Annotated in this window: 20 protein-coding genes; 4 read left to right on the top strand and 16 right to left on the bottom strand. The window is 44.2% G+C overall.

Features of this window, described 5'->3' with window-relative positions:
- Positions 1–28: 28 nt before the first annotated feature.
- The 4 genes from Q1J64_RS04575 to Q1J64_RS04560 all read right to left on the bottom strand — a co-directional run bounded on the left by Q1J64_RS04575 (position 29) and on the right by Q1J64_RS04560 (position 5,315).
- Positions 29–1,501, bottom strand: a complete 1,473-nt coding sequence (locus Q1J64_RS04575) for an aldehyde dehydrogenase family protein (protein ID WP_301107902.1) — start codon at positions 1,499–1,501, stop codon at positions 29–31.
- Between the two features lie 291 nt (positions 1,502–1,792).
- Entirely contained in the window at positions 1,793–2,593 is an 801-nt protein-coding gene (locus Q1J64_RS04570) for a DUF3726 domain-containing protein (RefSeq protein WP_301107901.1), read from the bottom strand.
- Positions 2,575–3,597: a membrane dipeptidase gene (locus Q1J64_RS04565; RefSeq protein ID WP_301107900.1), complete on the bottom strand. Its 1,023-nt coding sequence runs from the start codon at positions 3,595–3,597 to the stop codon at positions 2,575–2,577. The genes Q1J64_RS04570 and Q1J64_RS04565 overlap by 19 nt, the downstream gene beginning before the upstream one ends.
- Entirely contained in the window at positions 3,594–5,315 is a 1,722-nt protein-coding gene (locus Q1J64_RS04560; RefSeq protein ID WP_301107899.1) for a hypothetical protein, read from the bottom strand. Before Q1J64_RS04560 ends, Q1J64_RS04565 begins: the two co-directional genes overlap by 4 nt.
- 135 nt (positions 5,316–5,450) lie before the next feature.
- Between Q1J64_RS04560 and Q1J64_RS04555 the strand changes: the two genes are divergently transcribed.
- Entirely contained in the window at positions 5,451–5,627 is a 177-nt protein-coding gene (locus Q1J64_RS04555) for a hypothetical protein (RefSeq protein WP_301107898.1), read from the top strand.
- Positions 5,628–5,754: 127 nt separating this feature from the next.
- Here Q1J64_RS04555 and Q1J64_RS04550 read toward each other — a convergent pair whose 3' ends face one another.
- Both Q1J64_RS04550 and Q1J64_RS04545 read right to left on the bottom strand, forming a co-directional pair.
- Positions 5,755–6,873, bottom strand: coding sequence for a virulence factor (locus tag Q1J64_RS04550; protein WP_301107897.1), 1,119 nt, complete (start codon positions 6,871–6,873; stop codon positions 5,755–5,757).
- A gap of 19 nt (positions 6,874–6,892) precedes the next feature.
- A complete protein-coding gene (locus Q1J64_RS04545; protein ID WP_301107896.1) occupies positions 6,893–8,767 on the bottom strand; it encodes an ABC-F family ATP-binding cassette domain-containing protein in 1,875 nt (624 codons plus the stop codon).
- A 232-nt stretch (positions 8,768–8,999) separates the two neighbouring features.
- On the opposite strand from Q1J64_RS04545, the gene Q1J64_RS04540 reads away from it, so the two are divergent.
- Positions 9,000–9,911 (top strand): methyl-accepting chemotaxis protein, encoded by a 912-nt coding sequence (locus tag Q1J64_RS04540; RefSeq protein ID WP_301107895.1) that lies wholly within the window; start codon positions 9,000–9,002, stop codon positions 9,909–9,911.
- A gap of 60 nt (positions 9,912–9,971) precedes the next feature.
- Here the strand turns inward: Q1J64_RS04540 and Q1J64_RS04535 are convergent, their stop codons facing one another.
- Together Q1J64_RS04535 and rbsK are read right to left on the bottom strand one after the other, a co-directional pair.
- Positions 9,972–10,502, bottom strand: coding sequence for a DinB family protein (locus Q1J64_RS04535; protein ID WP_301107894.1), 531 nt, complete (start codon positions 10,500–10,502; stop codon positions 9,972–9,974).
- A gap of 156 nt (positions 10,503–10,658) precedes the next feature.
- On the bottom strand, positions 10,659–11,543 hold the full coding sequence (gene rbsK, locus Q1J64_RS04530; protein ID WP_301107893.1) for a ribokinase: 885 nt from the start codon (positions 11,541–11,543) through the stop codon (positions 10,659–10,661).
- 181 nt (positions 11,544–11,724) lie between these two features.
- Here rbsK and Q1J64_RS04525 point away from each other — a divergent pair, with 181 nt between their 5' ends.
- Entirely contained in the window at positions 11,725–13,095 is a 1,371-nt protein-coding gene (locus Q1J64_RS04525) for a YjiH family protein (RefSeq protein ID WP_301107892.1), read from the top strand.
- A gap of 281 nt (positions 13,096–13,376) precedes the next feature.
- On the opposite strand, the gene Q1J64_RS04520 is transcribed toward Q1J64_RS04525, so the two are convergent.
- Genes Q1J64_RS04520 through Q1J64_RS04500 form a run of 5 tightly spaced genes read right to left on the bottom strand, consistent with a single transcriptional unit; the run spans position 13,377 to position 16,912 of the window.
- Complete coding sequence (locus Q1J64_RS04520; RefSeq protein ID WP_301107891.1) at positions 13,377–13,718, bottom strand: antibiotic biosynthesis monooxygenase; 342 nt, start codon at positions 13,716–13,718, stop codon at positions 13,377–13,379.
- Positions 13,718–14,137, bottom strand: coding sequence for an ankyrin repeat domain-containing protein (locus tag Q1J64_RS04515; RefSeq protein WP_301107890.1), 420 nt, complete (start codon positions 14,135–14,137; stop codon positions 13,718–13,720). The genes Q1J64_RS04520 and Q1J64_RS04515 overlap by 1 nt, the downstream gene beginning before the upstream one ends.
- The gene (locus tag Q1J64_RS04510) at positions 14,127–14,918 is read right to left on the bottom strand and encodes an ABC transporter ATP-binding protein (RefSeq protein ID WP_301107889.1); all 792 of its coding nucleotides are present in this window, start codon (positions 14,916–14,918) and stop codon (positions 14,127–14,129) included. Before Q1J64_RS04510 ends, Q1J64_RS04515 begins: the two co-directional genes overlap by 11 nt.
- Positions 14,905–15,936, bottom strand: coding sequence for a FecCD family ABC transporter permease (locus Q1J64_RS04505; RefSeq protein WP_301107930.1), 1,032 nt, complete (start codon positions 15,934–15,936; stop codon positions 14,905–14,907). The genes Q1J64_RS04510 and Q1J64_RS04505 overlap by 14 nt, the downstream gene beginning before the upstream one ends.
- 4 nt (positions 15,937–15,940) lie before the next feature.
- Positions 15,941–16,912, bottom strand: a complete 972-nt coding sequence (locus tag Q1J64_RS04500; protein WP_301107888.1) for an ABC transporter substrate-binding protein — start codon at positions 16,910–16,912, stop codon at positions 15,941–15,943.
- Positions 16,913–17,056: 144 nt separating this feature from the next.
- Here Q1J64_RS04500 and Q1J64_RS04495 point away from each other — a divergent pair, with 144 nt between their 5' ends.
- Complete coding sequence (locus tag Q1J64_RS04495) at positions 17,057–18,388, top strand: cation:proton antiporter (protein ID WP_367183428.1); 1,332 nt, start codon at positions 17,057–17,059, stop codon at positions 18,386–18,388.
- A 2-nt stretch (positions 18,389–18,390) separates the two neighbouring features.
- On the opposite strand, the gene Q1J64_RS04490 is transcribed toward Q1J64_RS04495, so the two are convergent.
- Genes Q1J64_RS04490 through Q1J64_RS04480 form a run of 3 tightly spaced genes read right to left on the bottom strand, consistent with a single transcriptional unit; the run spans position 18,391 to position 20,619 of the window.
- Positions 18,391–19,155, bottom strand: coding sequence for an ABC transporter permease (locus Q1J64_RS04490; RefSeq protein WP_301107887.1), 765 nt, complete (start codon positions 19,153–19,155; stop codon positions 18,391–18,393).
- Positions 19,155–19,898, bottom strand: coding sequence for an ABC transporter ATP-binding protein (locus Q1J64_RS04485; protein WP_301107886.1), 744 nt, complete (start codon positions 19,896–19,898; stop codon positions 19,155–19,157). Before Q1J64_RS04485 ends, Q1J64_RS04490 begins: the two co-directional genes overlap by 1 nt.
- A 19-nt stretch (positions 19,899–19,917) precedes the next feature.
- Positions 19,918–20,619, bottom strand: a complete 702-nt coding sequence (locus tag Q1J64_RS04480; protein WP_301107885.1) for a CBS domain-containing protein — start codon at positions 20,617–20,619, stop codon at positions 19,918–19,920.
- Positions 20,620–20,672: the final 53 nt, after the last annotated feature.

Raw genomic sequence — 20,672 nt, 5'->3', positions numbered from 1 at the left:
CTCCCTTCCTCTACTCGCTTATTGCCTCTCAGTTGCTGTTGATATAGCGAGTTTTATTCTGGCAATAAAACTCGACTGCTTCGCTGCCCAGCTCTTTATATGTGCCTGTGCTCGATGCCTTATAGCCTCCGAACGGTGCTTGGAAGAACGTTCCTGTCGTTGTCATATTCACTTTGACGATACCTGCCTGGATTTCACTTAGCGCACGGTTCATGTACGTCAGATTCTTTGTACAGATTGCAGCAGATAAACCGAATGCCACATCGTTCGCCACTTCGATTGCTTCATCGATCGACTCAATTTCGATAATGCTGATGACCGGACCGAATACTTCTTCCTGTGCGATCGTCATCTCCGACTTCACTCCGCCAATTACTGTCGGTTCAACAAAGTACCCTTTATCAGAGCCTTCAAATTCCGGAATTCCTCCGCCCGTCAGGATTTCGCCACCTTCGTCTTTCGCTTTCTGAATCAAATCAAGCGTAGACTTGCGCTCACCTTCACTCACATGAGGCCCCATCGTAACGCCTTCATCCATGCCGTTGCCGATTTTAATCTTCTTCGATGCTGCGACAAGCTTATCCGTGAATTCTTGACGGATATCCTTATGAACAAGCACACGGCTCGTTGCTGTACATGCCTGGCCTGTCTGACCGTAACCGCCAGCTACTGCCAATTGGACTGCTGCATCAACATCTGCATCCTCCATGACGAGCAATGGGTTTTTCCCGCCCATTTCCAACAGGACACGCTTCATATCTTTTGCTGCTTCTTGATAGATTAAGTTCCCTACACGGTTGGATCCTGTGAATGTGATGGCTTTTACAGCCGGGTGATTAATCATATCCGTTACTAAACGTCCAGGTCCGACAAGTTGATTCACAACACCTGCAGGCACTCCCGCTCTTTCCACGATCTCAACTAATTTCTGAGCAGTCAACGGCGTTTCAGAAGAAGCTTTTAATACAACTGTATTTCCGCTAAGGATTGCCGGTGCAATCTTCCATGCTGGAATAGACAGCGGGAAATTCCAAGGTGTGACAACGAGTACTACACCGAGTGCTTCTTTATGCAGTTCAATTTGAACACCCGGCACATCAGATTCAATTATTCTGCCTGTCATGCGGCGTCCTTCGCCTGCGTAGAATTTCACAATTCCTGCAGCATAGTTCACTTCTTTAAATGCGTCTGCGTACGTTTTGCCTTCTTCTTGTACGATGACTTTGGCAATTTCATCCGCTTCTTCTTCCATTAGTGCTGCAATTTTGTACAGATACTCGCCTCTTACTGGTGAAGATGTTTTGCTCCATTCTGGGAATGCGTTTGCAGCCGCTTCAATTGCTGCCTGTGCGTCTCTTTCATTGGACTGCTGAACTTTTACGACGATTTCATCCGTGTTGGCGGGGTTACGGATTTCGAGCATATCTGTTCCGGAAGTTTCGACCCATTCACCGTTAATGTAATTCTTCAATACGTGTACGTCCTGTTTAACTGTCATCATGTATAATCTCCTCCAGCTTTTAAGTAATAATAAGTAACTCATTAGCAAGACATATAACCAAACTTAGCAAGCAGCTTGGATCTGCGCTTCAGACGGTACGCTTTCCGGAGTCGACCGTCTTCCGCTTCAATCTTACTCACTATGCATAAAGAACTTGCTGTCCGTTTTATAACTCTTCTTCCTTATCGATATCTCTCATTAACAAAAGAAAGCCATAAACTTATTTCTGCTAAAATTCATATGAGTAAACAAGTTTCGTAATAAAATAATCAAATTCTACTCATTTAGTCTTTACGCCATTTCACCAGCGCCGCGTTCGCGTGATTGGTCTGTTGATTCTACTAGCATGCGTTTTCCTGTTTCGTTGAGGTCCAGCCATAGTTCGCGGCTGATTTCTGCTCCGTAGTCCCAGGAATTTTCCCATCTTTGTTCGAAATCTTCAGTTGTTGTCATGAGATAGGATGGGTCACTGATGTTGTGAAATGCATCCATTACAGCGTCTATTTCGTCTATTTTCGTTGTGCCGAATATGCAGAATCGATTGGTTTCTGTGGGCAGTGTCAGCATATCTTCTCCTGTTAAGCCGAGTTCTTTATTGATTCCTTCCATGACATCTTCATTGTTTCGTTTATGCACCATGATAGGAAATGCGAAATTTGGTGACGAAATAATTAATGAAGAGTGGCTGGGCTTTTGATAGAGAATAATACTGCCCAGTCCTTTTCTCGACAAATACATCGCCTGCTGCGTAAGCACCCGCGACGGCTGGGTGTCACGCACACAAACCGCTGCCGAAGGCTGGTCCTGCAAGCGTGCGATCACATAATCTGCACAGGCTTTGCCGAGCAGCATCCCGCTTTGCTTGCCGCCGTTAATAATTGTCACCCGTTCATTTTCATGAAGTATTTCAAGTTCATCGACCTGGCTTTGCAAATTGGGCAGTTCATCGGAAAGTTGCTGCAGTCCGTAAAGTCCAAGAAACTCTGCATTGGCTACTGTTTCTGCCCCTTCTTCTGCATAGCCGTATGGAACTCCACAGGCTTGAAAGATTTTTTTGCAATGAGTATATAATTCTAAGTGAGAGACACGCATTTCTCCAACTCCTTCTTTGCCTTAAATCCTTCCGTAAAGAAACGGTACCAGTTCCCTCCCATGATTTTCGAAACTTCTTCGTATGTCATACCGCGTGCAGCTAGGCAGTTTGCGATATTCGGGAAATCTGCTGGAGTCCGGAACCATTCCGGCCAATCCGGCCATCCGGGCTTTGCTTTCGATCCTGCACCGTAATCAATCTCATGTGTCCATCTTCCCATCCGCATCCAAGCGAGGAAATCAACCGACATATTATGTGTCAGGTCTGTTCCGATACCGACATGGTCAATGCCCATGAAATCAGCCGTGCGCGCAATCATATCACAAAACTCTTCCAATGTAGTATCCGCTCCGTTGATCAGATGAGGATACGCACAGACACCCAAAACTCCTTTATTATCGCGTAATGCGGAGAGGACTTCTTCCGACTTATTACGTTTTGTCGGATAGATCCAGTCTGGATTTGCATGTGTGATCGCGACAGGTCGTTCGGAAATTGCTAATGTATCTAATGAGGTTTTATTGCCTACGTGCGATAAATCAATCACCATTCCCACCCGGTTCATCTCTACGATGACGTTTTTGCCGAAACGGGAAAGTCCTGGATCCGTCTCTTCATAGCAGCTGCTGCCGACTAAGTTTTGATTGTTATAAGTTAATTGCATGATTTTCACGCCAAGTTCGTTGAATACAGAGACCAGGCCAAGCTCATCTTCTAATGCAGAAGTGTTCTGCGCACCGAGAATGATACCGATTTTCCCGGTTTGTTTAGCCGTTTCCATATCATTCCCTGTTTTTACAGGCATCACTAAATCACTGTGCTCTTTAAAAAAACGATGCCACCCCGCCACTTTGGTCAACGTTTCCCGTGCGTTTTCCCATAATCCTACACAGGCATGAACACACGTCACTCCGCCTTTTTGCAGCATTATCACAAAATCACGGTCCCAGTTGCTTAATTCCAGCGCGTCAATTACCATCATATCTTTTGTATCGATTGTCATTTGATCTCCTCCGAACTTGGTAGTAATGGATAGAACCAATCATCATGAAATGAAGAGGTCCCGATTTCTTCAACCAGCGGTGCTCCCTGGAACAGCGTAATACGAACCCAGCGATTTGATTTCGGGTCAAAACGTTCCGCTCCGAAAATGGCAAGCTTGCATTGCAACAAGTAGACCGGCAATAAATCTGAACCAGTCAAATTCGCCTGGACTTCACCATACTGCAACCCGTCAAGCGACTGAATCCTTCTGACAATACCGCGCAACTCCGGCTTTTTCAGCAGGAACGATGCAACAGTGTGTTCGCCGGGGCATGTTTCCAGTTCAGCCGCAAGTTGCTGGACCTGTTCCGCTATATTCATTGGCATCGCAATTTCGTCTCCGGGATCTACTCCCCGTTCTCCAATGCGCGGCTCTTCTTTCTCAACTGACCGGTACCAGAAATAATGTCTAGCCTCAGGCGTAGTAAAGTCATACTGGAATACCCACTCATACTGCTCTTTAATAATTGCACGCAAGTCGCTGATTGGCATTTCTGGAACCAGATGAATTCGGTCATCTGCATTCGTCTGATGTTCCAGGTCGGTTATGACTTCGGGATACAATTCAATCAACTGCGAGTTTACAAGTTCCTGCTCTTCCACAGTAAAATGTTCTTTTACAGTATCGGTAAACAGAGTCCAGCTGATTTCAAATATGTTGTCAGTGCTTTGAATAGCGTTGTTCATCTTTTCTGCCAGCTTACTAATTTCCTCAATTTCATTCGCTAAGTCCCTTGGATTTTCAAACAGTTGCATATTCGGTATTGGTGCATCTTCAAAGAACACACGCACACGTTGTAGATTTTCTATAAACAGATTGCATATTTCATTGGTCGGCTGCTGCTGTTTTGCACGTGCCAGTGCAATTTCACGAATCCATACCCACTGATGCAGCAGTTTCGGATGCGATATTAAGTACGGCACCATTCCTAAGCCTGTTGCATTACCCGTGCCCAAAAGTTTCTTAACTTCAGGCTTCAGTGCAGCTGCCTGTGGATTTCGTTTTCGCGCGATATGTTCAACCATATCGAAGCTAAAATGCCGCAGCATATAAACCGCAAACATCTGCGCTTGGAATGCGCCGCTGAATGTATGGTTATCTTTCACTTTTTCATAAGGTGCAATCCCGAACTTGCCGTTTCCATAAACAGCAGTTGTTCTGAATAAATAACCGATGTCATAGACAATCTCCAAATCAGGCTGCATGCCTTTTGACAGCGCTTCCACAACATGCGTAAAAACACGCTGACTCTTATTCGCTCTGGACCAGACGAGATCCGTAACATCTCCTCTGCCCATTTCCTGCTTGGGAAGTTCCTGTCTCATTCTTTTTAATTTCTTCTCGGAAATATCTCCTTCGCAAAGCGCAAATGTAACATCCCATCTCTCTGAAATCACGCGATCGCTTCTATTTTCATTTCTGATTTCACGGGACAAAGCAACAAATGTGTACTGTCCTTGTGGGGTAGTAATACTGTATAGAGCTTCTCCATAGCCTTCATCGTCTAAATTAAAAGTAGTCTGCTCAATCTTCCAAGCTTCCTTCATGACCTTGCGAAACAAGATACGTAGAAAGCTGAGACTCGTCGAGCGCATGACCCCAAGTCTTTGGATTTGCATTACTTCAGATGCTGGTCTGAGCGCATCTGAATGTTCAATAGCTTGGTTGACTAACATATACATCCTCCTTCTTCTACTCCCACAAAGATACATTTACGAATAACGGAAACCTATTCCGAATATCTACTTTTATAATAAACTCGTTTTAATAGTCTGTCAATGAATAACAATCAAAATAGAGTGATTTCTTCAATGAATTTACTACTAAGTTTTATTCATTTAGGAGTGACAGGGCAGGCTGTCCATGTAAAAACAACAAAATCACCATCCACCCCAACTTGCTATGAGCGCCAGAGGAAGCGATATGAGCAAGTCCGCAGTCTTTATGAGCGCTTGGCAGGCCGGTATGAGCGATTGACGGTTGAATAGGGGCGGTCAAGCTGCCGCTATGAGCGCTTACCGAAGTGTAATGATCATCCGGCGGCACAGCCAACAAAAAAGCCGTCCAGGAATCACTTGATATGATTTCCCAAACAGCTAACTGATTTATCTTCTATTAAGTTCTTTCCGTCATCTGACGCCATATAGATCCTTTGGCTTCTTCGCCTTCTTCAATACGGGCAATCGCCATACGTACTTGCAGCTTCACTTCGAATTCCGGATCATTTTCCGCTTCGTGCAAAGCAGGCAGTGCATGTTCTGTTCCCGTTTCATAGAGGAACATCGCAGCGCGCCAGCGGACCAGTTTGTTTTTATCCTGCAACAGACGAATAGCCGCAGGTTCGAATCCTACATAGCCGAGATCACTCATGCAGTCTGCTGCGGTACGCCGAACTGCCCAGCTTTTATCTTCCATCGCTTTTTCGATAAACGGAATGACCGATTCATCTTCAATCATTCCTAAATAGACGGTAGCCAATCTACGAATCGACATCTTCTCATCTTCCAGTGCAATTGACAGCACTGGATAATCTGAAGCATCAGGATCGGGCATCTGGTCGAGTAGCTGGAACCGTTTCTCCCATTCAGGCACTGTAAACTCTGCTAGTGTCACTTTTTGACCGCGCAGTTTTGTTTCATTGTCTGCCTGGTCAGCTTTTTCCACTAAATCCTGCAGTCGCGATGGCGGGTAGGCCGCATCCAATTCCTGAACGACCTGCTCGCCTACTTCCTGCAATTCGCCGTATCGGATTCCGTAATCTGCCCATTTTCTCAATAAAATATAGTTTTCTACTTCAGAATGATGGACAGATTGCATCGCGTTGACAAATCGTTCGCTCAATCCAAAGCGTTTTTCCTCATCACTATTGAATACTTTGACCTGCAACGGAATTTCTTTATAGGTTTGCACATGAACATATACTTCTCCGTAGTGCTCATCAATTTCCGCTGCTGCTGATTGTTCCGCGGTTTCTCCTTCTTCATTCAATACAGCACGCACTTCTGCCAAAATCGTTTCCCACGGTACATTACCGATCCGTTCTACTGCCATGAAATCCAGCACATGATAAATTCCTTTTATTCCATGAATAGCAAGCAATGAACGAATCGGTTCAGGCGCCTGTGCTTCGTCTTTCTTTTTATAGTTATGGCTCGTCCCATCAGGAAGCGGCGTATCCATAACAATTTTCATTGAATTCGGGCTTGGTGTCGGTTCTATTGTTTTGATCTTCAAGAAAATCTCCTCCAGTTGATTAGTCGGCTAATTCCTGTAAATAAGACCAGCGTTCGATGAGTTCTTCATATTGCCCATTCAGCTCTGATAGCTTTTCATCAAGCTCACGAAGCCGGTCGTATTCAGAACCCGAGGCCGCCATTTCGGATTCGGTCTCTGAAATTTTCTGTTCTAATGCTTCTATATCCTGCTCAATGGTTTCCCATTGTTTTCTCTCTGCAAATGTCATCTTTTTCTTTGCCTTCGGTTGCTCTTTTGGCTCGGGCTCTGCTTTTGGTGCTGCTTTTTCTTTCTTAGCAGGCACTTCCGTCAAATAATCCGAATAAAGTCCAAGCCATACATCCACGTCGGCTGAGCCGTCGAGCACCCACAATTTCCGCGAGGTGCGGTCCAGGAAGAAGCGGTCGTGAGAAATCGTGATGACTACTCCTGTAAATGTATCAATGAAAGATTCCAGCACAGAAAGCGTCTCTAAATCCAGATCATTCGTCGGCTCATCCAACAGCAGAACATTTGGCTGCTCCATTAAGAGCTTTAGCAGATAAAGGCGTTTTCGTTCGCCGCCTGAAAGTTTTCCAATCGGCGTTCCATGTGCGGATGAAGGGAATAAAAATCGCTCTAGCATTTGCGTTGCCGAGAGCCTTGCCCCCGTTCCGTCTTCCACATCATTTGACGTTTCCCGAATATATTCGATGATGCGCTGATCTTCAGGCATGGAAGGAATGTGCTGATGGAAGTGTGCGATTTTCACAGTTGTACCGCGATCAATTTCACCGGTATCCGGCATAATTGTTCCATCTAGTATTTGTAGAAGCGTCGTCTTCCCGACTCCGTTCGGTCCGACAATTGCAATCCGGTCCTTCGCCTGTAAAATAGCCGAAAATGGATGCAAAATGACCTTTTCGCCAAATTGCTTCGTAATATCATTGATTTCCAGCACTTTCTTACCGAGACGCGATGTCTGCAAGTCCATTTCGAGATCCAATGAAGAATCTGATTGCTTAACCTTTTCTTCCAGTTCTTCAAAACGTCCGATTCGGGCTTTTTGTTTCGTTGAGCGCGCTTTGGCCCCGCGCCGTATCCATTTTAATTCATTGCGGTAACGATTGCGGTCTTTCTGCTCAGAAGCCGCACCCATTTCTTCGCGCAGTGCTTTCGATTCCAAATAATCCGCATAGTTTCCAGTATGCGAATAAAGGGTTTTATCGGCTAACTCATATATATGTGTTGCCACTTGATCTAAAAAGTATCGGTCATGTGTGATGAACAATACGGCTCCTGAGACATTCTGCAGGAAACTCTGCAGCCATTGAATTGATTCGACATCTAAATGGTTCGTCGGTTCATCCAGCAACAATAAATCTGCCGGTTCAATAAGAACTTTGGCGAGTGCTACACGCTTTTTCTGACCGCCTGACAACTCACCCATCTTTTTATCAAACGTATCAATTCCGAGCTTCATCAGAATCGTCCGAGCCTGTGCATTCAGGTCCCATCCCCCTGTTGAATCCATTTCATTTTGCAAACGGGAAAAACGCTCTTGGCATTCAGGATTTGCCGAATCAACCGTAAGTTCCTGCAATGCATGTTCATACTGAAGGTTCAATTGAATGATCGGTGCATCGCTTTCGAAAACGGTTTCCATAACCGTTGATTCAGGATTCACTTCAGGTTCCTGAGGGAGCCATGCAATCCGATATTTATTCGGATGATCCGACGAAATGGAGTCCGCTTCTTCTTTTCCGGCGAGGATAGATAATAAAGTAGATTTACCTGTCCCGTTAATTCCAATCAAACCTGTTTTTTCTCCACTTGATATAGTGAACTCTATATTGTTAAACAGGGTTTTGTCCCCCACTGTTTTGGTTAGTTTTTCTATCGATAATTGACTCATTTTCGCACATCCATTCTTTAAGCTACTACTGTACTTAGTATAGCTGAAAACGTCAAAAGTTGAAAATGATGAGAAAAAGGAAGCCCCTTCTCGACTAGTCAGTTCGAATTATAGACAAACGTCGATGTTTATTTATAATTTCCGTTCTATTCCAATAGACTCTATGGTTTAATGGATATAATAACTTTTTTACAATAATAATAGTCCGTTTGAATTATAAGGAGGAGTAACTATGTTGCAGTCATTCGACCAACAAGCAACAGATCAGCTCGTTGTAAAGGCAATGGAAGAACATTTAGCTATGATTCGTTTTACGATGGACCGCCGAATTGCGTACGTCAATAAAAACTTCGCCGAAACGCTTGGATACAGGCCTGAAGAAATGGTTGGAATGAAACACGAAAATTTGTGCTTCCCAAACTTTTCACGAACACCGGCTTACGAAAAGCACTGGAAAGACTTATCAAACGGGGTTAGCTATCAGGGGAAAATTCAGCGTAAAGCAAAAGATGGCTCAAATGTTTGGCTCGAAGCTACCTATATGCCGGTTTATGATGAAGATAACCGCCACATTATCGGCGTTTCAAAAATCGCTACAAACATTACAGAACGTCATAATTCCCTAGCTGAAGTCGTGGATGAAATGCATAAAATGGCCGAAGCATTGTCTGAAAGAGCGACAATCGGCATGAACCGCAGTAATGAACTGCTTTCTATGATTGAAGGAATTGCAGAAGTTTCTGTACAGAACATTACCTCTCTTCAAAATTTAGAAACGCATTCTACAGATATCCAAGGCATTGTCACGACGATCCGTAAGATTGCCAGCCAGACCAATCTGCTTGCGCTTAACGCAGCCATAGAGGCAGCCCGCGCAGGAGAATACGGCAGAGGATTCGATGTAGTGGCGAAAGAAGTACGAAAACTATCTGGCAACGTGGACGACTCCATAATTGAAGTACGAAAAGGCATTGAGACAATCACTACCGATATCGGAGTGATGTCAGAAGGCACTTCATTAGCTCAGCAGAGTATTGAACAGTGCCAGCAGGAAATCGAAATTACGATGAAAGGCTTCCAGTCCATCGCCGCTTCCGCTTTAGAATTAGAAAATCAATCGCAGGAAGTCGGACGCATTATTTAACAGTCTGTCAGTAAATGCAAAAAGGACTCTTGCCATAAGGGCTGAGTCCTTTTCTCTATATTATTTAGTTGACTGATAGAACTTGCCGGAGTCCATTTTAATTAACTCCACTGCACGTTTCAGCTGCTTTAGATGACGTCTTTCGTGAAATCCTACTAAACGGAACCATTGAATCAGCGGAACGTTGCCAAACACCGGGTGCTTAAACGATTTGGCGCGTAATTCTTCAACTGTAGAAGATTCATAAATATCCAATAAAAAGTTCCTGGATTCGTGCAGTTGTTCTTTTATTTCTGAAATAGACAGATACCTATCAGAAGGCCGTGTAAATTCCAGCAAATCAGATTTGAGAAGAGGACTCGCCGATACACTGATCGGCTTTTTGAATACACGGATACTGTCAGGATTTTTCAATTCTTTTGCGATGTCTGTAGCGACCCTGCATTCCATTAACGCCAAGTGTTCCACAATCTGCTTAGGAGACCAGCCGCCGCATGATGGTGTTCCGTTAAATTCGTCATCTGTCAAGCTATCAATCAACTGTAAGATGCGTTTACGGACTTTGATGTTTTCTCCAAAAACCACCAACATCCTCCTCCATTTCTTCGTCTTAGTCTTAACTATTGGAATAGCATACGCTCTTTTTAACGAAATTTAAAGTGGAAAGTTTGATTTTCATATATTCGACATCATGAGTGCTGACAGTAATGTGACGAGTCACGTATACGACGTTTTTCACGCGAGGTTTTATGCATTATTCATTTCCTCAATTTTCCTCAGTACTTCCTGTCGGCTCGGCATCCCGCCTTGTGCTCCGAACTTTTCTATAGATAATGAAGCCGCAGCATTTGCAAATTGGATGGCCTGCTGTAAGTCACACTGACGGACGAGCTGGCTAGCAAGCGCTCCATTAAATGTGTCACCCGCTCCTGTCGTATCAATAACTTTTGCTGGAACAGCATCCACGTGAATCAGCCGCTCGCCATCATGATAGCAAACCCCTTTACTGCCGAGAGTCACAAGCAATTGATTCGGATATTTCTCTGCGGCTTCCTCCATTGATGCACCAAAAATCGCAGCACATTCTGTTTCATTCGGCGTCAAATAAGTTAGGTAGGGCATGAAATCCAATTGAAAACTGCCGGACGGTGCGGGATCCATCACAACCGGAACTTGAAATTGTTTACATAGCTTCAGAACTTGCCAAACGACTGATTTCGGAAGTTCCAGCTGAATCATGACGAGTTGGCTGTTGCGAATCACGTCCAGGAGTTCTTTGATCCGCTCGGGCTTTAAGGCGTGATTGGCACCCGGTATTGAGATAATTCGATTGTCTTCTTCCGTGAGCAGAATCACTGCAACACCAGAAGGCCCATCCGTTTGATATATATACGCTGTACCCACTTTTTGATTCCGTAAATTCGCTAAGATGGTCTGACCGAATTCATCCGAACCAATGGAACCAATCAGTTGGACGGTTTCCCCCAGCTTTGCGCAAGCTACCGCCTGATTCGCACCCTTCCCCCCTGGTGCCGTCTGAAAGCTCTTACCTCTCACTGTCTCCCCTTGAACAGGGAATATTTCCGCTTCTGCAATTACATCCACATTCGCACTGCCGACAACCGTTATCATTCCACATTCCCCATCTCACCACATATTTTCGATTGCTGATTTCGATGTATTATATAGTAGAAGTATAGACTATTCTCTGACTGAAAAGTTCAACTTTGTGTTAAAGTATTTACAATGCGAGATTACACAGTATAATGTATAATTATACATCAAAATGATTAATGACAGGGAGAGATACACCTTGAAAAAACATACTGCTAGTACATGGTTCATATTTCTGATCCCTTCACTGCTCGGGATTATCTTATTCATGATCCCCCTGCCGTTCGCAAGCGGCTGGAAAGTACCGATTGCGAAACTGGCTGATATGCTGGCCGGCTCACTCGAACCGATCATCCCTCAGCTGATGATGGTATTAATTACACTTTCTGCACTAGGTTCCATTTTATTTTTATTCGTAAAAAATGATCCGAACCGTCCATCATTCCTCGTCAATCTATTTAAAGTGACGCCATTTTGGACAATTACACGTATCCTAGGTGCGATATTCTCCATCATGGTCGTTTATAAAATCGGCCCAGAAGCAATCTGGAGCGAAAATACCGGTGGCTTGCTGCTTGCGAGTGACGGACTTGTTTCATTCTTATTCAGTATTTTCTTATTTGCAGGACTTCTACTTCCATTATTGTTGAACTTCGGATTGCTTGAATTTTTCGGAACGCTCATGGTCAAGGTCATGCGCCCGCTATTCAACCTTCCGGGCCGCTCTTCCATCGATGCGCTTGCTTCATGGATTGGTGACGGTACAATCGGAGTGTTATTAACTAGCAAACAGTATGAAGAAGGACATTATACTCAGCGTGAGGCTGCGATTATTGCAACAACATTCTCTGTTGTATCTATTACGTTTTCATTGGTCATCATTGACTACGTCGGACTTGGAGATTACTTCCTTCCTTTTTACGGCACTGTCATCATAACAGGAATTATTTTGGCACTGATCATGCCTCGTATCTATCCTTTACGCTCAATTAAAAATACGTATATTGACGAAAGAGAGTTTTCTCCAGACGATGAAAAACTTCCTGAAGGAACGAATGTTTTTTCATCGGGCCTGTCCAATGCATTGAATACAGCTTCCAAGCAGAAATCAGTCAGTAAAACATTCCGTTCCGGCATGCAGAACGTACTCGATATGTGGGTCGGCGTGACGCCGGTCGTTATGGCGTTCGGTACAGTGGCACTGATGCTTGCAGAATTCACTACCGTCTTCCGTATTCTTGGTAAGCCGTTTGAATACATTCTGAACTTCCTGCAGATTCCGGAAGCTGCAGATGCTGCACAAACAATGGTTGTCGGTTTCGCTGATATGTTCTTGCCTGTTATTCTGGCAGAAGGCGTCATCACTTCACCGGTTACTCTGTTTACAATCGCAGCTATTTCAGTCATTCAGCTGATCTATATGTCAGAAGTCGGTGGATTAATTCTCGGAACCAAAATCCCATTAAACATTTTCCACCTGCTCGTTATTTTCTTATTGCGTACAATTATTGCCCTGCCGATCATTGCAGGTGCAGCACACTTATTATTCAAGATCGTCGGACTGCCGTAACCTCTTTAGGTTATAGCAGTTTTTTTTACAAAAAGAAGCTGCTTTTCAATTTAGAAAAGCAGCCAAATGAACAGCATGAAAGTTTTGGAATTCAGTGAATGTCCGCAAGTTTGGGAGGGTTGCGATGAGCAGATTTCCGACAAATCACTTTCAACTGTTACGCGATATACCGTAATGCTTTCAAATTCCGAAAGCCATCTATACATCCGAAAAGATGCATAGATCACATTCGGAAATTTCAGGACAGCAGATTCGTATGTACGAACCTGCCTCAACACTGGTTACTTGGCTTTCTCAGCCTCAGCCGGAAGATGCTGTACTTTCACAGCAAATGTCGTCAATTCATTACCGAGAATCGGGCTCTTCTCCGCAGACGGAGATTTGGCGTTATGAGATTTTTCATTTTCCCGGCTGTGCAGCCAGTTGTCGAAATACTTTCGGTCTTCCCAAGTCGTACAGACTTTCACTTCATCCCGGTCTTCTGCATCTTCACTGAGCAAAACTTCCATGCGAATAAAGCCCTCAAATGTGTGCACTGCTTTCGCTTTTTCAAATCTTGCAGTTATCTGCTCTCCTTTGCCTTTTTCCACAAATATCGTATTAATTGCTGTCATCTTCTGCATTATACGGCCTCCAATTTCATTGTTTGTAAGTATTCTAGGACAGATGCCGCCTGTTCGCCGCCTGCTGCTGCATGACGCAACAACGGTATGCCATGCGGTCCTTTTAATTCGTTCCAGTTTGGATACCATTTCAGCATCGACTTTACGATTTCCACTTCACCGAGCATCGCCGCCGCAAAAATATCCATGCGTGCACCCCGTGCCAATAAAAACTCCACTATATCACGATTCCCTGTGTGTGCGGCCGCCCCTAAACCACTCTCCCAGTCATCGCCGCCCCAATTCATCACGGCATGCACCAAATCAGGTTCCTGACCGACCAGTTTTTCTACTTCTACAAAATTCCCGTGTGCTGCAATTACATATTGCCTTACTAACGCCTGATCAATCGGTTGTTTCTTTTCCCCCTCAGCTCTCATAACATTCTCCCTTTCGCAATTTGCTTGGTGTGAAAAAGCATTTGCCATTCTTCATGAAAATTTCCGCATCAATTTCAAATATCGAATGAAACATATCTTTGCACAAAACGCATTGCGGGATTCCGTCAAACCGAACAGTACCGTCTTTCAATACAATCAACCGGTCACTGTAGCTCGCTGCCTGATTGATATCATGCAGCACCATGACGACTGTCATCCCGTACGTTTCATTCAGCTCCGTCACCAGCTCCATTACTTCCAGCTGATGGGAAATATCTAAGTACGTCGTCGGTTCATCCAGCAATAAAATTTTAGGCCGCTGGGCAATCGCCATGGCAATCCACGCACGCTGCCGTTCCCCGCCTGACAGCGACTGCAGCATCCGATTCTTGTAGTCACCGAGTTTCGTTACGTCGATTGCCCAGTCGATAATGTCCTGATCTTCGGAACTGATTCTGCCGTATCCTGAACGATGCGGATGTCTGCCGAATTCCACAAGCTCGCCTACTGTGACATCGAGCTGATGATCCTGCATCTGCGGCAGCATCGCCAAATTCCTGGCTACTTCCTGAGATTTCATTCGCTTCAATTGTTCGCCATTCAGTAAAACGCCGCCACTTCCAGGCGTAATGAGCCGTGATATCAGCCGAAGGAACGTGGACTTGCCTGAACCATTCGGACCGAGTAGACTGACGATTTCCCCCTGCTTAATATGAAGATTAATAGAAGATAATTCGAAAGAAGCGGAATGTCGATAGGAAAGTTCCTTAGTTATCAGCAAATGAATCCCTCCGTTTTTGAATTAAATACAAGAAGAACGGTCCGCCTAGGAATGACAGTAAGATACCGACAGGCAGTTCAATCGGATTGAATGCTGTCCGGGCAATCGTATCTGCTACGATGACAAGCAACCCTCCGCCAAGCGCAGAAGCGGGCAGAAGAAATCGGTAATCTCCCCCGACAATCGTCCGCATAATGTGCGGAACCACAAGTCCCACGAACCCTATCAGACCCGATACACTGACCGCCATACCGGCAAGCAGCGTACTGAGCACAATCAGAAAGAACCGGCTGCGCTCCACATTATGCCCAAGCAGTTTCGCTACTTCATCTCCAAGGCGTAAAATTCGGATATGCTTGACCGAAAAGACAGCGAGCACAAATGCGGCAATGGCATAATAAATGATCATCTCAAACTGCACCCAGCCGACACCTGCGATGCCTCCCGCAAGCCAAGGTAAAACAGCTTGCACACGATCGCTGTAAAGCAGCATCAACGCACTCATAAACGCACCGATGACGGCATTAATTGCGACACCAACGAGAATAATCCGCAAAGGAGAAGCGCCGCCTCTCCATGACAGAGCGTAAACGACCAGCGCCGTGATCAATGCGCCTAAAAATGCGGCGAGCGGCAGGAACATGATGTATGCCGGAAAAATGATCATGATGGCGGTAGCCGAGAGTCCTGCCCCTGAAGAGACACCGATGATTCCGGGATCCGCCAGCGGATTGCGCATAATTCCCTGAAGAATCGCACCCGACACGGCCAGGCTGATTCCTACAATCATACCGACCAATACACGCGGAAACCGCAGTTCCCAGACAATCCGTCGTTCCATCGTGTCATTCGCTTGAAAAATGCCATTCCAGATTTCCTGCATGGAGAATGACACAGGACCGATTATTAAACTGACCATCGCTGCGATCACCAGCAAACTGCTGCAAGTCACAAGTACGATGAAGCGCTTTCTGGCAAGTGGATGGCGTTCTGTCTGCGTTTTTTCTGAAGCAGCAATCATCTTATTTAACCTGTCCTAAGCTGTCTTTCATTACATTTAGTGCTTCCACTACTTTTGTTCCTGGATTCGTTCCAAATAAGTGAGAAGGCAAAACAATCACATTGCCTGCTTTTACTGCGTCCAGGCTTTTCCACGCCGGATTCTTCAACATTTCCCCTTCAAAAGCTGCTTTCACCGCTTCCGGCTCACCGTGTGTAATCAACATCACCATTTCTGGATTGCGCTCAATGATTTTTTCTACACTTAAGCTGGCATACTGCGGATATTTTTCTTCATTCGGGAAGTCACTGGCGATATTTTCTCCCCCCGCCAATTCCAATAAATTGCCTGACAGCGAGTTCGGTAGTGCCACCATATAAGTTCCCGGAGCTCCGTAAACGAGCAATGTCTTCACAGCTTCTGCTTTTTGCTCTGTGCTCTGCTCAATCTCTTTTGAAATTTTATCTTGAATAGCTTTTGCTTCATTTTCTTTATTAAATAACTGGCCAAACAACTCAATCGTCTGTGTAATGTCTTCCACGGAATTAGCAGCTGTGTAAACAATTTCTGTACCCTGACGCTTCATGTTCTCCTCATGCTGCTTGAAACTTGGAGCTGCAATTAATACTTCCGGATTAATCTCTGCAATCTTCTCGAAATTCGGCTGATGCGGATTTCCGATTTCAGCAATCCCTTCCAACTCTTTAATTGGTGCTCCCTGTACTGTAGGACGGCCCGCTACTTTTACTCCAAGTGCCAGTAGCATATCGAGATCTCCTGAGCTCAATGTGGCAACAGATGAAGGCGTTTTCTCAAATGTCAACGTCTGCCCCGTCATATCAGTCACTTCTACCGCAGATTCATTTGCAGCAGGCTCTTCCGCTTTTACAGCAGTTGCGGCTGCTTTATCATCTGCTTTATCTTTTTCTGTACCGCATGCACTTAAGACAAACAGCAGCATGAGCACACTACATACACTTGCTAGTTTTTTCATTTCTCTCTTTACCCCCTTGTTTTAATGAGAACGTTTCTCATTGGTAATCATCTTAATTGATAATGAGAATCGTTGTCAACTAGAATTCACATTATGATTCAATAAGACTATAGATGATGAGTGCATGCAGCGAGAGACAAAAACGTGCTCCAGGTGACTTACCGCGGGCCGCCCGGAACGGAAATCAACGTACTGGAAGATGCAAACTTTGTTTTTGACAATGATGAGCAGGGAAAGAGAACACTAGAGAGATTAAAGAAATATACAGAGAGGAGTGAAGTACGGATGGATGTTATTCAAGTGTTGGTATTACTTTCAATAGGTTATATTGCAATGACAATTGACCGAAAACAGAAGAACTTTCCGCTTCCTGTTTTCTTGACAGCAATTGGTTTTGATCTGTCCTTCCTCCCCTTTTTTTCTACTATTTCCGTATCAAAAGAAGTCATTTATGATATTTTTCTGCCCGGATTATTATTTGTATCAGCCTATCATTATTCAGCAAAATCACTGAAGAAACACGCAGTGATCATCGGGACGTTAAGTACTGTAGGCCTTCTTGCTACAGCCATTATATTAGGAGTGGTCATCTACTGGATCAGCTCTCCATTGATCAACCTCTCTCTCGTCGGCGCTTTATTGATCGCATCGATTTTGACACCGACTGATCCTGTTTCCGTTGTCTCCATCTTAGAAAAATCATTGGATGATCCTTCTGTTTCTGAAATCGTGGATGGCGAATCCATGATCAATAACGGGACGAGTGTCGTGCTGTTTACTGTCTTGTTGACGATGTTTACTGAGCAGCAGGATTTTATTTTCTGGTCATTTGTTGGGAAGTTTTTTTCTGTTTCGATTGGAGGAATTGGTACGTGTCTGGCAGCGGGGTGGCTAATCAGTAAGGCCATTCACATTTCTGCTGAGCGAGAGAATCAAGTGCTGCTGAGTATTGTGATTGCATATGGCGCATTTCATCTGGCGGAAGCTTTGGGGTTTTCTGGAGTGCTTGCGACTGTTGCTGCGGGAATCATGCTTTCTGCTGAGTTGGAACGTACTTCACGTGAAGAGGAGTATCGTGGTTCGCTAAATGGTTTTTGGGAAGTGGCAGAACCGGCGCTGCTCTCCGTTTTATTTCTTGTTATTGGCATGACGGCAACCGGTTATTTGATGCCGTATACTAATTGGCTGCTGGCAACAGGAATATTCGTCATTTCTCTGCTCATCCGATTTGCTGTCATCTCGGGAACGATGCAGATTTTCTCCGGATACCGCAAACTGCTGGATTTCAAAAAAGCTACACTCTTATCCTGGGCAGGCATACGGGGAACTATGTCCATTTTCCTGCTTCTGAGTTTAGCAGACAGCGCAGATGAACAAGCAAATATGCTGGTCTCGCTCGGATTCGCTGTAGTATTTCTTTCACTTGTCGTTCAAAGCATCGGGATTTATCCGCTTTCAAAACTGCTGACCAAATGATTTCATTTGTCAGCAGGTTCTTTTTGAATCATCTGCATGCGTTCATTGAATAGTGTTGGATAAGATAATAAGCCTAAACAAACACTAGTTAAGGCAGCTGTTGTCAATAAAAGAAAGACGACAAGCAATTGAAATTGCACTGCTTCTAAAGGGTCTGCCCCTGCGATAATCTGTCCGCTCATCATACCTGGCAGCTGTACAAGACCAATCGTTTTTTGACTTTCTATCGTCGGGATCATACTTGCTTGTATAGATCGGATCAACTGACGGTGGATCGCTTGTTTCGGTGTGCCTCCTAAAGAGAGGATCAGTTCACTTTCCGCACGGTGCGTCTCTACTTCCGCTACAAAACGGTTGAGAAACAGAATGGCCAATACCATGGAGTTTCCAATCACCATGCCTGTCAATGAAATAATGTACTGTGCTGTTGCAGGAACTATAGCAAAGCCAAGCAAAATCCCCTGTGTCAGCACCTCCAGAAAAATGAACGTAACAGCCAGCTTCCAAGTAATCCCCCTGATTTGCTGACCTTTTTTGCGGGCATTTTGGACAGCAGCTGCGATCATAAGCGCAACCATCAAAAAGATGAACAGATAACTTTCTGAATCAAAGACAAATTTCAAGACAAAGCCAACAAGCAGCAACTGAACAGTGGAGCGAACAGTAGCGACGATCGTATCTTTTTCGAGCTGCAGCCCGAGTGTTTTCGACAAAATAATCGGTATGAATACAAAAACCAGCGTCAGCAATAAGGCAGTAGTTGTCATTAATAATCTCCTCTCAAAAAGCTTTGAACTTCAGGCTTTTCGGAATGCTCTAAAACGGAGATTTCGCCAGTCTCTTTCACTTTTCCGTCCATCATAATCCACGCATAATGCCCCATTCGCCTTGCCTGTTCTAAATTATGTGTAATCCAAACAACCGTAATCCCATAAACTTTATGTAAATTCCGAATCAATTCCTCCACTTCATGCAATGAAGAAGGATCAAGGGCTGAAGTAATTTCATCAAGCAATAAAATTTCGGATTTATTCAACAGCGTACGGGCAATCGACACTTTCTGACGCTGTCCCCCAGAGAGACTGTCACTGTCACTCTGCAAATATTTACGTTCAAGTCCTACTTGATCCAAAATATCGTAAGCTTCTTCTTGGCTTAATTCCTTTCCTTGAAGACGCAAAGTTAGCGCTAAATTATCATACACACTACCGTCAATCATAGGTGTTTGCTGCAGAACTATTCCCGCCCGGCGACGCAAGTCTGTAGGTGCCATCTCTTTAATGGGCTTACCTTCCAAATAAATTTCTCCGCTTGTGGGATTTAATAACCCATTGCATAACTTCAACAATGTCGTTTTACCTGCACCGGAAGGACCGACCAAGACCGTAATTTGCTGTTTTGGGAAAGAACCCGTCACTTCATCAATTATTTTTGTAGTTGCCGTTCCAAAAGAAACGCGCTGAAAATGAAGCGCAGGTTCGTAAAGTGAAGCTGTCCATTCGGTATTCATACTGTTCACCTTTTCTCATTCAATCTATCTTCAACAAATCAATTGGCGTCACAATGCCTATCAGTTTTTCATCTTTTCCACCTTGCTCAGTAATCAGTAAAGCTTCCAGTCGATTACCGGAAATAATAGATTTCCTGAAATATTCTTCAGCTTCATAGACAGATAATGTACTTTTTATAAACCTAAACGTATTTTTACGTTTTTCATGAGTAAGGATGTCAAATAATGTCGGTATTTCCCGGGAAATGTTTTCATTTTCCTGATCTGCCAGCCAGTTCATTATGCCCTCTGCAGTAATCAATCCAACAAATTCATTTTTCAGATAAACGGGCAGCTGATTAAACTTCTTTTCTCTTACTAATTTCAGACCCGCAGCCAATGACTCTGTCGACTGTAATGTATGTACTTTCCTTTTAAATAAATCTTCTACAGTCAGTGGATTCGATAATTTTTCTTCAATCGTTTCAATCATCTCCACGATGGTATCGTGGGGCTCCGCAATTGCATAATCCAGTCCGGTTCGATTATGTACGATTGCATTCCGCAGACTGCCAAACTCATGCAGTTCATCCTCATAATTTCTAATAAGTACATTCTTTACTTTCGCTTTGTCGATTTTCCTCGAAAATGAAAAATGACTCGGCATATCAGTAATTTTAGCTAAAGATTTGTCTATTCGATTATACGCTACAATAAAACGGTCTGAGTTTTTTGGTGCCATCTTCACTCCACCCTTCAAATATAGGTAGAGTATATCATATATTCGTTTATACT

Source organism: Sporosarcina sp., assembly GCF_029257255.1.
GTDB lineage: Bacteria > Bacillota > Bacilli > Bacillales_A > Planococcaceae > Sporosarcina.
This window is presented reverse-complemented; position numbering and strand designations above follow the sequence as displayed.